This is a genomic window from Pseudobacillus sp. FSL P4-0506, assembly GCF_038003025.1.
Lineage (GTDB): Bacteria > Bacillota > Bacilli > Bacillales > Domibacillaceae > Pseudobacillus.
On sequence record NZ_JBBOOI010000001.1, the window covers coordinates 3,847,254 to 3,862,916 of the forward strand.

At 42.2% G+C, this 15,663-nt stretch carries 14 protein-coding genes; 7 read left to right on the forward strand and 7 right to left on the reverse strand.

The annotated features are described in order from the left end of the window. The first annotated feature begins 87 nt into the window (after positions 1 to 87). Positions 88 to 1,389, forward strand: coding sequence for a hypothetical protein (locus MKZ02_RS18955; protein ID WP_041098775.1), 1,302 nt, complete (start codon positions 88 to 90; stop codon positions 1,387 to 1,389). A gap of 99 nt (positions 1,390 to 1,488) precedes the next feature. On the opposite strand, the gene fdhD is transcribed toward MKZ02_RS18955, so the two are convergent. Both fdhD and MKZ02_RS18965 read right to left on the reverse strand, forming a co-directional pair. Then, positions 1,489 to 2,301 (reverse strand): formate dehydrogenase accessory sulfurtransferase FdhD, encoded by an 813-nt coding sequence (gene fdhD, locus MKZ02_RS18960; RefSeq protein ID WP_041098777.1) that lies wholly within the window; start codon positions 2,299 to 2,301, stop codon positions 1,489 to 1,491. A 12-nt stretch (positions 2,302 to 2,313) separates the two neighbouring features. Beyond that, positions 2,314 to 2,658, reverse strand: coding sequence for a DUF2294 domain-containing protein (locus tag MKZ02_RS18965; RefSeq protein WP_041098779.1), 345 nt, complete (start codon positions 2,656 to 2,658; stop codon positions 2,314 to 2,316). A 310-nt stretch (positions 2,659 to 2,968) separates the two neighbouring features. Here MKZ02_RS18965 and fdhF point away from each other — a divergent pair, with 310 nt between their 5' ends. From fdhF to MKZ02_RS18985, 4 genes are all read left to right on the forward strand, one after another. Beyond that, positions 2,969 to 5,896 carry a formate dehydrogenase subunit alpha gene (fdhF, locus tag MKZ02_RS18970; RefSeq protein ID WP_340855322.1) on the forward strand — a complete coding sequence of 976 codons (2,928 nt, stop codon included), beginning with the start codon at positions 2,969 to 2,971 and terminating at the stop codon, positions 5,894 to 5,896. 18 nt (positions 5,897 to 5,914) lie between these two features. Beyond that, positions 5,915 to 6,397: a DUF1641 domain-containing protein gene (locus MKZ02_RS18975; RefSeq protein WP_120036601.1), complete on the forward strand. Its 483-nt coding sequence runs from the start codon at positions 5,915 to 5,917 to the stop codon at positions 6,395 to 6,397. Positions 6,398 to 6,643: 246 nt separating this feature from the next. After that, entirely contained in the window at positions 6,644 to 7,453 is an 810-nt protein-coding gene (locus MKZ02_RS18980; protein ID WP_120036600.1) for an ABC transporter ATP-binding protein, read from the forward strand. A 185-nt stretch (positions 7,454 to 7,638) separates the two neighbouring features. Beyond that, positions 7,639 to 8,196 (forward strand): hypothetical protein, encoded by a 558-nt coding sequence (locus MKZ02_RS18985; protein ID WP_120036599.1) that lies wholly within the window; start codon positions 7,639 to 7,641, stop codon positions 8,194 to 8,196. A 103-nt stretch (positions 8,197 to 8,299) separates the two neighbouring features. On the opposite strand, the gene MKZ02_RS18990 is transcribed toward MKZ02_RS18985, so the two are convergent. The 5 genes from MKZ02_RS18990 to MKZ02_RS19010 form a co-directional block, all read right to left on the reverse strand. Further along, positions 8,300 to 8,527, reverse strand: coding sequence for a hypothetical protein (locus tag MKZ02_RS18990; RefSeq protein ID WP_120036598.1), 228 nt, complete (start codon positions 8,525 to 8,527; stop codon positions 8,300 to 8,302). Positions 8,528 to 8,556: 29 nt separating this feature from the next. Beyond that, positions 8,557 to 10,023 carry an NCS1 family transporter gene (locus tag MKZ02_RS18995; RefSeq protein ID WP_120036597.1) on the reverse strand — a complete coding sequence of 489 codons (1,467 nt, stop codon included), beginning with the start codon at positions 10,021 to 10,023 and terminating at the stop codon, positions 8,557 to 8,559. Between the two features lie 127 nt (positions 10,024 to 10,150). Further along, entirely contained in the window at positions 10,151 to 11,560 is a 1,410-nt protein-coding gene (hydA, locus tag MKZ02_RS19000; RefSeq protein WP_120036596.1) for a dihydropyrimidinase, read from the reverse strand. 21 nt (positions 11,561 to 11,581) lie between these two features. Then, positions 11,582 to 12,850, reverse strand: coding sequence for an NAD-dependent dihydropyrimidine dehydrogenase subunit PreA (preA, locus tag MKZ02_RS19005; RefSeq protein ID WP_120036595.1), 1,269 nt, complete (start codon positions 12,848 to 12,850; stop codon positions 11,582 to 11,584). Positions 12,851 to 12,882: 32 nt separating this feature from the next. Further along, on the reverse strand, positions 12,883 to 14,268 hold the full coding sequence (locus tag MKZ02_RS19010) for an NAD(P)-dependent oxidoreductase (protein ID WP_340855328.1): 1,386 nt from the start codon (positions 14,266 to 14,268) through the stop codon (positions 12,883 to 12,885). Between the two features lie 389 nt (positions 14,269 to 14,657). On the opposite strand from MKZ02_RS19010, the gene MKZ02_RS19015 reads away from it, so the two are divergent. Together MKZ02_RS19015 and MKZ02_RS19020 are read left to right on the forward strand one after the other, a co-directional pair. Continuing rightward, the gene (locus MKZ02_RS19015; RefSeq protein WP_340855331.1) at positions 14,658 to 15,200 is read left to right on the forward strand and encodes a hypothetical protein; all 543 of its coding nucleotides are present in this window, start codon (positions 14,658 to 14,660) and stop codon (positions 15,198 to 15,200) included. Next, positions 15,197 to 15,586, forward strand: coding sequence for a hypothetical protein (locus tag MKZ02_RS19020; protein ID WP_340855333.1), 390 nt, complete (start codon positions 15,197 to 15,199; stop codon positions 15,584 to 15,586). Before MKZ02_RS19015 ends, MKZ02_RS19020 begins: the two co-directional genes overlap by 4 nt. The last annotated feature ends 77 nt before the right edge of the window (positions 15,587 to 15,663 follow it).

Here is a 15,663-nt window from a genome sequence, read left to right on the forward strand (position 1 = left end):
GCATAAACGTTTATGCTAATAGTTCCCGTAGTTGTTATAATTAAAGAAGAGTAAATATACATAATTTTGAACGAGGTGGTAGCAAATATGAAACCAAGAGCGGGCATCGTCGGACCGAGCAACTCTGTCCAGCTTATATCTGACATTGCAGAAGAATACAGCGACAAACTCCTTCCTATTCCATTTGTTTATCAAAACACTGAAGAAACCACTCATATTTTACAAGAAAACCAAGACCAGGCGGATCTGTGGGTATTTGCGGGTCCCGCCCTCTATACCCCTTCCCGGAAAAGCGGAGCGAAGCAGCCGTTTTTCTATCTTCATTTGGACGGATCGAGTCTTACGAAAACGCTTGTGGAGATTGGCTATAAAGATAAGAAGAGCCTCGAGCATGTAAGTATTGATATGCTATCAAAGCGTGATGTATATGAAACCTACCGAGACCTTAATATCCCTATTGAGCATGTCTATGTTCATGAATATTCACATGATACTCCCATTGCAGACCTTCTAGCTTTTCATAAAAAGCTATTTAAGGAAGAGAAAGTAGAGATTTGCATTACTTGTTTGCGTTCTATATATGAAGATTTGTGTTTAGAGGGGATTCCTGCCTACTGGGTGACTCCGACACGAAGTAATATTCGCGATACCTTAACAGAGGCGATTCAAAAATGGGAGACTATGCATTTTAAGCAGTCACAAATAGCTGCGTTGCTCGTAAAGGTAGAGATTATGGAGAAAAAAGCAGATTACCATATGGTATCATACGATCAGCATCGCTTAAATTTAGAACTGCAATCGGCCGTATTGAATTTTTCAGAATCGATATCTGGATCATTCATGTCTCTCGGTGTTGGTGTCTTTATCATTTTCTCGACGAGAGGTTCCTTGCAGGATTCAGAACAACAAATCGGTGCCCTGTTAGAAAGGTTAGCATTAATTACGGAATTGCCGTCTAATATAGGCATTGGCTATGGAGACACAGCACTTGTAGCAGAGGAAAATGCCCGGCTTGCCTTAAATCATGCCCAAAATTACGACGCATTTTGCGCTTTTCTCGTTGACAACAATGGGACAATTGAAGGTCCACTTAAGGAAAGAGAAAATATCTCGTTTGGATACCGTACAGAAAACAAGGAGATTAGTGAAAAGCTAACACGCTGTGGAGTAACAATTACTACGTTTAACAAAATTTTGTCTGTACAAAAAAGAATGGGGAATCATTCCATCACTGCTGCCAATGTTGCAGAGTGGTTAAAAATGACACCAAGAAATGCACGTCGGATTCTTAATGGTTTGGTAGATCAAGGAATCGCAGAAATTATTGGTGAAGAAGCCCCTACATCGAAGGGACGTCCAAGAAAAATATATCGGGTGAGTATGGAGTAGAACGACTCTCCCACTCGTCTGTGAACGGAAAAAGGTTTTTCACAAATCTAATCTCGATTTGTGAAAAACCTTCTCTATGAAAAATTTGGATTTTATAGTCTATTTGCCGGCAGAGGATGCATTCATGTTAATCCTCTCCGGGCACGTATACACATTGAACGATTGATTGCGGACAAATCCTACAGCTGTAATCCCTAATTCTTCGGCCAATTGTAAAGCGAGTTCTGTAGGCGCCGACTTTGTCAAGACGACTTCGCAGCCGATTTTGGCTACCTTCGACAAGATTTCCGAAGATAAACGGCCACTGAATACAAGGACTTTATCGCTAATAGAAATTTCATTTCTTATGCAATAACCATAAATTTTATCAAGCGCATTATGGCGGCCAATGTCCATTCGGCTTAGTATTATTCCATCTTCATTACATAAAGCAGCGTTATGAACACCGCCTGTCTCCTGAAAGAGAGCGGCCGACTCCTGCATTTCATTCATGAGGCGAAAACAATCCTCAGGCGTGAGAGTGACGTGAATCCCCTTCATTTTCTTAGCGGTTAACGCATCGTTAACAAAAACAAATCCTTGTCTGCTCATGCCGCAGCAGGAAGTAATGTACCGTTTGCTCTGAAAGCGCTGCGAGTAAGGATTTAACTTATCCGTTTCCACATGAACATAGCCTTCCTTCTCTTGGACTCTCATCTCTTTAATGTCCTCGTAACGACGGACAATTCCTTCTGACGCCAAATAGCCAATTACCATGTCTTCAATATACTCAGGAGTACAAACCATCGTTACGAACTCTTCTCCGTTCATCTTGATCGTCACAGGGTATTCGGTCACAATGCGGTCCTCGACTTGCTCTGCCTGTCCGTTTGCAAAACGGAGAATCTTTCGTTTCACCTCTGTTTTGTTCACTGCTTTCACCTTCTAAATAATATTTTTATCAAAGACAAATACAGAAACAGCAATATCTTCTTCTACCTTAATATCAGAAAACAAATGAACGAGCTTTGCTCCAATCAGCTCTTCCAATCCCTCGGGTGGATTAGCTGCGTATACTTCTTGAATCAACTTTGTTCTGGCTGCATGCACCATCTCTTTTCCCTCTGGTGTTTTGGCAATGAATTTCTCTGTTGGCGTCAGATTGCCGTATAAAGTAGAAATAGCCATATTTTCAACGAACACACTATGAATGCGATCTGGTCCTTTTCCCAATAAATCTTTACGCAGCTTGCGAATGATATCATTAAATTCATGGATTTTTTTAGACATACCTTTAATCTCCCTGCCATTCACTTTTTAACTGAGCAATTAATATGCTCCCAATGATCTCGTACAGCCTTCCATCATGCTTTTGTTACAAAATAGTGCATCTTGTTTATTTTTCTTCTAAACACTATAATAGCTAAGAAGGACTTAGAATATTGACAATTGTTCTGGCTCTTTCTATTTTAACATTTAACTGGATTGGCTGTTTAGTAAGAACTGCTAAATAACTATTCCACCATGAGCATATTATGTCTATTAACCAGGCATAATTTCATGGTGGATTTTTTTATTTCTAAGAAAGGGAGGAAACATTATGGTAACAATTATGATCAATGGAAAAGAATACATAACAGAGCCAGGGTCAACTATTCTGGAGACTGTTAATCAACAGAATATCCCTCACCCACAAATTTGTTACGTCCCTGAAGTAGATCCTATTCAAACATGTGACACTTGCATTGTTGAAGTTGATGGAAAGCTCGTCCGCTCCTGTTCAACCGTAGTGCAGCAGGGGATGAAGATTGAACTTTCCTCTCCTCTCGCTAAAGAAGCTCAAACAGAGGCGATGGATCGTATTTTAGAAAACCATTTGCTCTATTGCACGGTCTGTGATAACAATAACGGTAATTGTAAGCTGCACAATACAGTCCAACAGATGGAAATCGAACATCAAAAATATCCTTACGAGCCAAAAGTGCCTGCTTGTGAGGTCGATATGTCTCATCCGTTCTACCGCTATGATCCGAATCAGTGCATTGCATGCGGACAGTGCGTGGAAGTATGCCAAAATCTGCAGGTAAATGAAACCTTGTCGATTGACTGGGAAGCTGAGCGGCCACGTGTTCTCTGGGATAAAGGAAGCTCAATTAATGATTCCTCCTGCGTTAGCTGCGGGCAATGCGTAACCATCTGCCCTTGTAATGCTTTAATGGAAAAATCTATGCTCGGCGAAGCCGGCTTTATGACCGGAATGAAGGAAGAAATCCTCACTCCGATGATTGATCTCGTCAAAACGGTTGAGCCAGGATACAGCGGTATTTTTGCCGTGTCTGAAGCAGAAGCGGCCATGCGGGAAACGCGCACGAAAAAAACGAAGACTGTCTGCACGTTCTGTGGTGTCGGCTGTTCATTTGAAATTTGGACAAAAGGGCGTAAAATCCTTAAAGTTCAGCCGACTTCTGACGCACCAGTAAACGCTATCTCTACCTGTGTAAAAGGAAAATTTGGCTGGGACTTCATCAATTCGGAAAAACGTCTGACAATGCCTTTAATCCGTAAAAATGATGAGTTTGTGGAAGCAACATGGGAAGAGGCATTAGAACTCGTTGCAAGCAGACTCGGCACCATTCAGCGGGAGCACGGCCCGGGTTCTGTCGGATTTATTTCTTCTTCTAAAATTACAAATGAAGAAAACTATCTTATTCAAAAACTAGCTCGGCAAGTATTTGAAACGAACGATGTGGATAACTGCTCCCGTTACTGCCAATCCCCTGCGACAGACGGATTGTTCCGGACAGTCGGCATGGGCGGCGATGCGGGCACGATTCAAGACATCGCTAAAGCAGGACTCGTCATTATCGTTGGGGCCAATCCTGCTGAAGGACATCCAGTTCTTGCTACACGTGTGAAACGTGCCCACAAGGTTCATGGTCAAAAGCTTATCGTAGCCGATGTACGCAAGCACGAAATGGCTGAACGCTCGGATATTTTCATTAGCCCAAAACAAGGAACCGATCAAGTATGGCTAATGGCTGTCACAAAGTATATGATCGATCAAGGTTGGCATGATCAATCATTCATTGAAGAAAATGTTAATTTCTTTGACGAATATAAAGAAGTCCTCCAAAAATATACGCTTGAGTATGCAGAAAAGGTAACCGGCATTGCAGCGGATACTCTTATCCGTGTAGCCCAGATGATTCGGGATGCAGATGGCACCTGTGTGTTATGGGGAATGGGTGTCACGCAAAATACAGGAGGTTCCGATACATCTGCAGCGATTTCAAACTTATTGCTCGCTACAGGCAACTATCGCCGGCCGGGCGCTGGCGCTTATCCGCTCCGGGGCCATAATAACGTTCAAGGAGCCTGCGACATGGGTACGCTTCCTGGCTGGCTTCCTGGCTACCAGCATGTTACAGATGATGCCGCCCGCGAAAAGTTCGAAAAGGCTTATGGGGTGAAAATTTCCGCTGTTCCGGGGCTTGATAATATCCATATGTTAAAATCTGTTGAGGCTGGCAACATGAAAGCAATGTATCTTGTAGGTGAAGATATGGCGCTTGTTGATTCCAACGCCAATCATGTACACGACGTTTTATCAAAGCTTGACTTCTTTGTTGTTCAAGATATGTTCCTTTCTAGAACAGCCCAGTACGCAGATGTCATTTTGCCGGCTTCCCCATCTCTGGAGAAAGAGGGAACGTTCACCAACACCGAACGCCGTGTCCAGCGTCTGTACCAGGTTCTCCCTTCTCTCGGCCAATCCAAACCGGACTGGTGGATCGTACAGGAAATTGCGAACCGCCTTGGCGCGAGATGGAACTATAGCGGTCCAAGCGATATATTTAATGAAATGACAGGCCTCGTTCCCCTTTTCAGCCAGGCAAGCTATGACAAATTAGAAGGATGGCAAAGCTTTCTTTGGGGAAGCCATAGCGGAGCGAGCACTCCTCTTCTTTATACAGATGGCTTTAACTTCCCTGATAAAAAAGCGCGTTTTGCTTTATCGGATTGGGTGCCGCCTGTTGAGTTTCCAAAGGAGTATGACCTTCATATTAACAATGGCCGGATGCTAGAGCATTTCCATGAGGGCAACATGACGAATAAATCAACTGGTATCCAATCAAAGGTACCGGAAATTTTTGTAGAAGTATCCCCTGAACTTGCCGACGAGAGAGGAATAAAAGATGGAGCGCTTGTACGTCTTGTTTCTCCTTTTGGAGCATTAAAGCTGCCTGTTTTAATTACCAGCCGTGTGAAAGCAAATGAGTTATTCTTGCCGATGAATTCTGTTGATAAGGACTCAGCCATTAACTTTTTGACAGGGCCTGCTGTTGACCAGCGTACAAATACCCCTGCTTATAAGCAGACAAAAGTAAGAATGGAAGTGCTCACCAACTGCGGGGAAACACCATTGCCAAGAACAAATCCTCGCAACAAAAAGCGGCATCCTCAAAACGGTGTGGAAGTACAACGCAAATGGAAACGCCCTGGATATGTTCACTTAACGACTAACTAATAGAAAGGAGATACATTTATGGCAGCACCGATTACTTCGATCAGGAAACAAGAGCAGACTGAAGAAGAACGCGCCCAGCAGAAATTGACTGACTTGCAAAAGCTGTTGGCAGAGAATGAAAATGCCTTAAACAGCATTCTGAACATTATCAGTGAATTAAATGACATGGGGGCACTGGAAGCAGCCAACTCCCTGCTGCAGGCAAAAGAACGCGTCGCTAGCATTGCCATTCATCAAGTCTCCCGTGAGCCGGTAACCAATCTTATGAATCACTTTCTCAGTGTAGCGGACACACTGGCCAGCACAGATCCTGACATGATAAAAAAGCTGACAGGAAGCATCACAGCTGGCGTGGAGGAGGCCAACGAACATCTTCACAGCAGTAAAACAATTGGTGTGATGGATTTACTGAAAGTATTGAAGGATCCCGACATCAATCGGGCGATCCGATTTGGCATGCACTTCCTTAAAGGCATGGGAAAAGAATTGAAAGAAGAATAATTGATTGTATTTTATTGTCTATAGGACATTCAACTACTAACTTTATATAACGCAAAAAGTGTTCCAAAAACCATTGGAACACTTTTTGTTGTTCTCTTCTTCCCTCCCTCTGCATGCAAGTTCACAAAGAAAGTATAGAGAGATTTAACGAATTAAGAATAATAAAAAGAGGAATTTTTCATATAAACTATAAATATATAGATTATATGTTTAAAAGCAGCAAGTTATTTGCAGGAGGATTTATAAATGATGGAAGAGAATAAAGTAATTGAACTGGAAGAAGTCACCTGGAAAAGAGAACAGAACAATATACTCAGCCGCATTTCATGGAGTGTTAAAAAAGGAGAACACTGGGCCATCCTTGGATTAAATGGCTCAGGAAAAACATCCCTTCTGAAAATCATCACTGGTTATCAATGGCCAACGAAAGGAAAAATTTCTGTTTTAGGACACTTATTTGGCAAAACGAATATTCCTGAGCTTCGCAAAAGCATTGGCTGGGTGAGCTCCTCACTGGAAGAAAAATTTCATTCCCGACCAAATGACTCTGTCCTTGAAGTCGTCTTAAGCGGAAAAAATGCCTCTGTCGGCCTGTATGAGGAGATAAACGAAGAAGATATTAAAAAAGCCAACAACCTTCTTCAACAATTCAGAATCGAGAGCTTGGCTGACCGAGCTTTCTATTCCCTATCACAAGGAGAAAAAAAGAGGACGATGATTGCCCGGGCACTAATGCCGTCTCCAAAATTGCTTATCCTAGACGAGCCCTGCAATGGATTGGACTTATATTCAAAAGAAGAACTGCTTTCTGCGATTGAACATATGAGCCAATCATCTGAAGGCCCAACTCTTTTGTATGTGACTCATCACATTGAAGAGCTTATGCCGTCTTTTACACATGCCCTCTTAATTAATCAGGGAAATATTGTTGCCGCCGGCCCTAAAAGAACAGTTTTAACCGAAGAGCTGCTCAGCAAAACTTTCCGTCTCCCAATCTCATTGGACTGGGAGGATGAACGTCCCTGGATTCATATTAAGTCAACGAACAAAATATGAATTGATTAGCAGATTGCAATCAATCAACTTCTTTTTCTATGGATCTTCCACTGGAAGTGTCCATAGACGTCCACCATGAATGTAAGCGCTTAATTTCCTTCTTTTTACCTTAACTAAAAATCCCAAACCATAATCAACTGTTAATTTTTTTGTGTAAATGAACACTTATAGAGGGAGGGTTTTAATTGGAAAGAAAAGCTTACCGAGGAGTCAGTTATGGAGAAGCGAAAAGAGTCATACTCAATCAAAAATATGAGCGTGGGGAGTGGCGGGCTTTTAATAATGGAGTAGCTGCTCGTTCATTATTCGGACAAGGTATTTATCTGATTAACGATCTCGGCCTGGCGGCACAGTATGCCTTTTGTCATGCAGAAGTGGAAGGCGATGAAACAGCTGTCGTATTAAACCAAAAGATTTTTTTCCAAAATCCCTTCATTTTAAACTACCAATTCAGCGAAGCCCGCTTAAGAAAGGAAGCTCTCCGCTGGAAATATGCAGGGAAACATTTTCCGGATCATCAAGAATTCCGCAGTTCATTAGAGCTCTCTAGACAAATCGGAAACAGCGTAAAGGACTATCTTTTATCCCGCTCCAACGATGGCATTATTTATCACATTGATGATGAAATTATTTATTATGTTTTATACAATCAAGAAAGACAGATCAAAGACATAGACGTAGAGGTAATCTTCAATATTCAAAGACCCCACGAAGTAGAACGGGGAAATAAACTTCCTCTTTAGATATTAATCTGCTGTTAAGTATTTCCCCGCCGAAACAACAAATCTATATCTAATCCGGCGGGGAAATATTGATTGATCGTTACATCCTAATTGATCAATTACACTAACCTTTCTGATTGGCCATAATCAAATTGGAAAAATACTTTCGAGCGTCCGCTGTCAAAATTTGCAGCTTTACCTTTTTCTCTGTATTCTTTAAATCTAGAGATGACCGTTCAAATGTCAAAAAAGCCCCGCTTAAGTTTTCCTCTACACCGGTGATTGTGTATCCATTTTTATAAAGTTCATCAATCTTCTCTTTTTCCTTTACAAACTCTTTATAAGATGACATTGGTTCTCCTCCCAACTCGCTAATGTCCTTTAGATAGTGGCTTGCTCCTCATCTGTCCGGTCATCCTCTCCGTTCGCAATGACCCAATCGCGTCCTGCAGTAATGCCTAAATATTTCTCATCGCTTGGATCCTCCAGTTCAGCCTGTTTGTATTTTTGGAACCACCAATATTTTGACAATACATAGTAACTAGCAGCCGAAAGCAAAAAACCGACGATAAAGGAATACTCCGAAAATATAACCGAAGCTCCTCCTCCTACTGCCCAAGCAATAACTCCTGCCCAATTTATCCCCATATGATAACTATACTGACCTGCTTGCTCATACAAATCGGGCACATTTACTCTGCGCTTGCGGATAACATAATAATCCGCAAACAAAATACCAACGATGGCGGACAGCAGCCCACCGCTAATCAGCAGAAAAGGCATTAATGCATCAAAAAGATTCCATGGCTGCGTGACCATTCCGATAATCCCTGCTGCAATAACCCCCACATAAAAAGGCACTTTCGGCCCGCCAATATTAGAGAAAACAGTAGCTGCCGGTACTAAGTTAGCTGCCGTATTAGTCGACCATTGGGCGAAAATAATCATCAACAACAAAACTCCCAATATGAGCCCGCCGGCAGCTTCCTGCAACGCCACAATTGGATCATAATTACCTACAGCAATGTAGGCCACTCCCCCGATCGCAACAACAAATGTTTGTGTCAGTGGCAAGGCGATCATACTCCCAACTAAAGCCCCTTTATTTCTCTTAAACCAGTTTTTTTCATATTTCGGAGCTTTAATAAACCTGGAAATCGAAGAGATGTCTGCACACAGTGTAGACCAGTATCCCATATTTCCCAATACTACCGTCAAGAAAGCAGCGAATAGTGCAGTTCCTGATACAGGATTTTCAATCCATGTCCATACGTTCTTATCTGCAGCGCTCGCTCGATCAGCTAAAGTATAATACATCCAAATGGAAATCAAAATAATAGTCGGGGCTGCCAAATTCGCAAATTTTTCTATCGCTTTAATTCCAATAGATGTGTTAATGACCTGAGCTGCTACAAATAAAAGCAAGCAAATAAACCAATTGTCGAACCCCATCAGAATGTTTAAAATGCCATTAATGGCCGCGGCGCCAAAATAGGAGTTAATGCCAAACCAAATAGAAGCGGCTATTCCACGAAGAAGAGAAGGAAAATGGGTTCCTAATGTGCCAAAAGGCGCTCTTAAATAAATAGGAAAGGAAATTCCATGCTCGATGCCTATGTCTGCTATAAGAGTAATGAGAAAACCAATTATGAGACATCCGACAAAAGATGCTAGCAAAACCCATGTCAGCGGCATAGATTGTACTCCCGCTCCGCCAATCGCAAAGGCTGCCAGTACAACTGCCATACCTACCCACATTACTGAAAATCCAAGCGTACCGATTTTTCTATCACAATGAGCAATAGGAAGAAGATCCGGAGACTTTAAATACTCACTATTTCTTTTCATCACATATCTCCTCGATTCATTATCTGAGTTTCAGGAATAGCAGTGATGGCAAAGGAAGAGAGAGAACGCCTCCCTTCCTTAATTGTCAATTAGCTTTTAAATGAGGGAGCGAGAGATTTATCTGTAGTTAAAGTACTTGCTCTGCTTTCTTCTTCTTACTTCCAAAACGATCTCTCTTTAAGTACTGGCCTGCCCCCGGCTTCCCAACAAACTCCTTTTCACGAATGACAAATTCGCCTCGCGATAAAACAGAAATAGGTTCTCCTGTTACCTTCATTCCTTCGAACGCGCTGTAATCTACATTCATATGATGAGTTTCAGCTGATATTACTCTTTCCTTGTTCGGATCGAAAATGACAATATCAGCATCGCTTCCCACAGCAATCGTTCCTTTTCTTGGAAAAAGACCGAACAGCTTGGCGATTCTTGTTGATACAATATCAACAAATTGATTAATTGAGATCCGTCCTTTTTTGACACCTTCCGAGAAAAGAAGACTGAACCGATCCTCGATGATTGGGCCTCCATTCGGAATCTTAGTGAAGTCTCCCAGTCCCAGCTCCTTTTGCCCTTTAAAGTTAAAGGAGCATTGATCGGAACCGAGGGTCTGCAGCTGTCCATTCTTCAGAGCGTTCCACAGCACTTCTTGATTCCATTTTTCACGAAGAGGCGGGGACCAGACGTATTTTGCTCCCTCAAAATTTGGTTTTTCTAAATACGACTGGTCAAGCACCAGGTATTGCGGGCACGTCTCTCCCCAGACCTGGTAGCCTTTCTTTCTGGCTTCTTCAATTCTTTCCACCGCTTCAGCACAGGACACGTGAACAACATACAGCTGAGAATCAGCCAGTCCTGTCAGCTGTGCCGCTCTTCCTGTAGCTTCTCCTTCTACCTCCGGCGGCCTGGTTAACGCATGGTAAATCGGATCGGTATTTCCTTCTTTTAACGCCTTATTTACTAAAAAGTCAATGACGTCTCCATTCTCTGCATGCACCATAACAAGTGCGCCATGCTCTTTGGCAGTCAGGAGTGTGCGGAATAAAGTTTCATCATCGGCCTGGAATACATTTTTGTAAGCCATAAATACTTTAAATGATGTAATCCCTTCCTCCTCAATGACACGTGGAATTTCTTCGAGCACATGATCATTGACTTCACTGATCATAAGATGGAACCCATAGTCAATAACCGCTCGGTCCCGCGATTTCTTATGCCATGTTTGAATAGCATTTTTTAGCGGTTCCCCTTTGTTCGTTAAGCAAAAATCAATAACCGTTGTGGTACCTCCATAAGCTGCTGCGATAGTCCCTGTCTCAAAATCATCGCTTGTAACTGTCCCACCGAATGGCATATCTAAGTGTGTATGGGGATCAATTCCTCCAGGAAATACGTAAGCTCCCTGGGCATCAATGATTTCAGCTGCGCCCTCACTTAAATTCCTGCCAATGGCAGCTACTTTCCCATTTTCAATTAAAATATCTGCTTCATAAAGATCTGTTGCGGTCACAATTGTTCCATTTTTTATTAATTTCTTCATTCATTGTTTCCTCCTCTTTATCTATGAATGGCAGATCGGCAGTTTAATAGCTGCTTGACGCTCGTTCCATGTCATTGGCTCTCCGTTCGGTATTTCGACCATGTCAATCGCTCCGTCAACCGGGCAGACAATAGAGCATAAATTACAGCCTACGCAATCTTCTTCGCGAACTTCAAGATAAGCATTTCCATTTTCTGCTGTCAGCATGTCGATGCACTGATGGGACGTATCCTCACAAGCAATATGGCATTTATTGCAATTAATGCAAACATCGTTGTTAATACGAGCTACAATCTTATAATTGAGATCCAGATTTCCCCAATCGGAATATTTTTGAACGGACTGGCCAATAAGACCATCAAGAGAAGCAATCCCCTTGCTATCCAGATAATTATTCAAACCATCAATCATGTCTTCAACAATACTGAAACCATGGTGCATAGCAGCCGTGCATACTTGAACACTTCCTGCTCCCATCAGCATGAATTCCACTGTATCTCTCCATGTTGATATGCCTCCGATTCCTGAAATTGGAACATTAATTTCAGGATGCCGTGCACACTCAGCAACCATGTTCAAAGCAATCGGTTTAACGGCCGGACCACAATAACCTCCATGTGCTCCCTTTCCGGCAACATGCGGGATCGTCAGCCATGAATCGATGTCAACACCAGCTAAGCTGTTGATCGTGTTAATCATACTGATAGCGTCTGCTCCGCCTTGCACAGCTGCATAGGCAGTCGCAGTAATATCCGTAATATTGGGGGTCAGCTTTACAATAACAGGCACTTCTGCCGCTTCTTTTGCCCAATATGTCTGTTTTTCAACTAGCTCCGGCACTTGCCCTGATGCAGAGCCCATGCCGCGCTCTGCCATGCCATGCGGACAGCCAAAGTTTAATTCAAAGCCATCCACGCCAACAGCTTGCACCCTCTTTACAATTTCATGCCACTTTTCCTGTTTAGGCTCCACCATCAAGGAAGCAATTACCGCATGATTCGGAAACTTCTTTTTCGTTTCATAGATTTCCTTTAGATTCTCTTCAAGCGGCCTGTCAGTGATTAATTCAATGTTATTGAATCCCATCACCCGCTGGCCGTTGAAATGAGTCCCTGCAAAACGGGAGGATACATTTAAAATCGGTTCTCCCAAAGTTTTCCACACCGCTCCGCCCCATCCAGCTTCAAATGCTCTCTGTACTTGATATCCTGAGTTTGTTGGCGGGGCAGAAGCCAGCCAAAAAGGATTAGGTGATTGAATCCCTGCAAAGTTCACACGCAAGTCTGCCATTTAAATTCCTCCTGTCCCAATTATGGATTTATTTATACGCGTTCCAGCGTAACTTTATCAGCAATGAATTGTTTATGAATGGCATGAGCGGTCAATTTCCCTTGCTGGGCAGCCGTTACAACCATCGCCTCTCCTTGGCCGTCTCCAAAAATCACATCACCGGCAGCATATACTTTCGGGTTCGAGGTTTGATGTGTATTCATATTAATTTTGACAACTCCGTTACGATGGTCCACCCCCAATTCTTCAATTAAAGGAACATAACGTGTTTGACCGATCGCTTTCACAACAGCATCCGCTTCCATAGTAAATTCTGAGCCAGGAACAGGGGTCGGGCGGCGACGTCCGGAAGCATCCGGTTCCCCAAGCTCCATACGGACACATTCTAAAGCTGTTACTTTTCCGGCTTCATCTTTAATAATTTTTTTCGGCTGTGTCAGCCACCTGAACTCCACCCCGTCTTGCTTGGCAAACTCATATTCAAACTCATAGGCCGTCATTTCCTTTTCCGTTCGGCGATAGACCATCTTCACATCAGCCGCTCCTAAACGAACCGAGCACGTAGCCGCATCAATCGCTGTATTACCCGCTCCAATAACGATTACTTTCTTTCCGATAAATCGCTGGTCAAGAGGCGGAGTTTTTGTGCCTTCCACGAAATCAATCGCATCAAATACACCCTCTGCCTCCTCTCCTTCAATGCCTAGCATTGGCACTTTTGACATGCCTATAGCTAAGACAACAGCGTCAAAGCGATCAATGATTTCTTTTGCCTGAATGTCCTTCCCTATCTTTGTATTTGTTTCAATTTTCACCCCTAGCTTCTCCACTTGCTCAACTTCCCATAAAGAGACCTCTTGAGGAAGACGGAACGAGACAATCCCATAAGTATCTAATCCCCCCGCTTTTTCCTTCGCTTCAAAAAGGGTTACTTCATATCCGAGTCGAGCCAGCTCGCGGGCTGCGGATAATCCTGCTGGTCCTCCTCCGATAATCGCTACCCTTTTCCCATTTTTTTCACCGGCCTGGAACAGTTGCTCATTATTGCGGATAGCCCAATTTGTCGCGTGGCGCTGCAAGTTACCAATCATAATCGGCAAAGAAGCATCATTTAGCACACAGGCCCCTTCACATAATTCTTCCGTCGGACAAACACGGGCACAGCTGGCCCCTACTGGGTTTGCCTCCATGATGACACGGGCTGATCCTTTCAAATTTCCAGAGGCAATCTTTTTTATAAATGATGGTATATTAATGCCTGTTGGGCAGGCTTTAATGCAAGGTGCGTCGTAGCAGTAAAGGCAGCGATTGGATTCCTCGACAGCTTCCTTTGCAGTTAAATCCGGTTCAATTTCCTGAAAGTTCAATCGTAAGTTGTCCAACGAAATTTTTTTGTTCTTTACCCTGTTCAAATGCATGCCTATTACCCCCTCACTTATTTCCACACGTCTTCACTTATACCGTTTTATGCGGCATCCACTTCCTTAACCAAAAATAAGATGATAAAAATCCCTTATTTTCTTCGGTCCCCCTCAATCTTAGATTGAAGATTTAGCAAGATGATCAAAAATATCAATATTCTAAATATTCCTAAAACAATGGTATGATATTAAAAAGTTCATGTCAATATATTGATTGCATTTTTTACTCTTAATATAATGCAAGCAAAATAGAATGTATGACATTTTAATTCAATAAAATCCTCTTCTTTTTCACTCAATCTAATTCATTTACTACATGAAAATAGTGTAAAATAAAAATATATTTGAATTGTCTAGCATCATGAGAAAGGAAGGCGGGAAAGTTTTTGAAAAGAACAGAGTTAGAAGCACTGCTAAAGAGAACAGAGGAAAAAATACAAGAACAGCAACTGCTTCTTAAAGACTTGTCTAAACGCTTAGAAGCGTTGGATAAGCAAGAGAAGGAACGAGAAAATTATATTTCTTCCAAGGAAATTATTGACCTAATTTTCAAGAAAATTGGCAAAACAATTAACATGTCCACCATCAAAAGATGGGCAGATGAAGGGTACTTGGGAGAAGTCATCGACGAAAAAGAGAAATTTTGGGCGTTGCACTCTAAGCAAGGAAAGAAAAGATTTCTTTACCCTAAAGTCAATACGTATCACTTTTTATATGAAAAAGGTTATCTGCTTCCTGAATTTGAAGTGCTTGACCGTGTTCTTGTAAAAAAGCAGTCTAATGATCCAATTATTGGAATTATTATTGATTCTCAGCTAAGCAAGGGACAGTTTCTTTATACTATTCAAATTGAAGGATCTTTTGAACTCATGAAAGATGTAAAAGAGAGTCATTTGACAGAAGTATCGGAGGAGTTGATTAGCGAATGAAAGCGAAAATCAGCCTGCTAAACACCGTGCAAAATCAGGAGATCGCCCGTAAGATTAAACAAGCTAACCAGGCAGCCAACAATACGCTCGATATTTCCTTTGAAAAGGACTTATCCAAAATTTTTTTTGAAGGAGATTTCATATTTATTCCTGACAAGTCTTGGCTTTCTGATGACATGGTTATAGAAGGTCAGACAAAAGAAACGGAAAAGGGCTACGAAGTCAGACCGAAAGATAAAGGAAAAACGATTAACCTTCACTTGGATGCAGAGTTAGTGGCTGAGTTAAACGAAATTAAAAACCACGTAATGAGTAAAACCCAGCATGATATTATCCTTGATTTGTTCAAAAAAGGATTGGATCAGTACAATAAAGAGAATTCATAAGAAAAAACAGCCGTGTACCTTCTCTCCCTTAACTTATTTTCACCACTCTGCCTTATGGGCTGCTTTTGTCCAGAAGA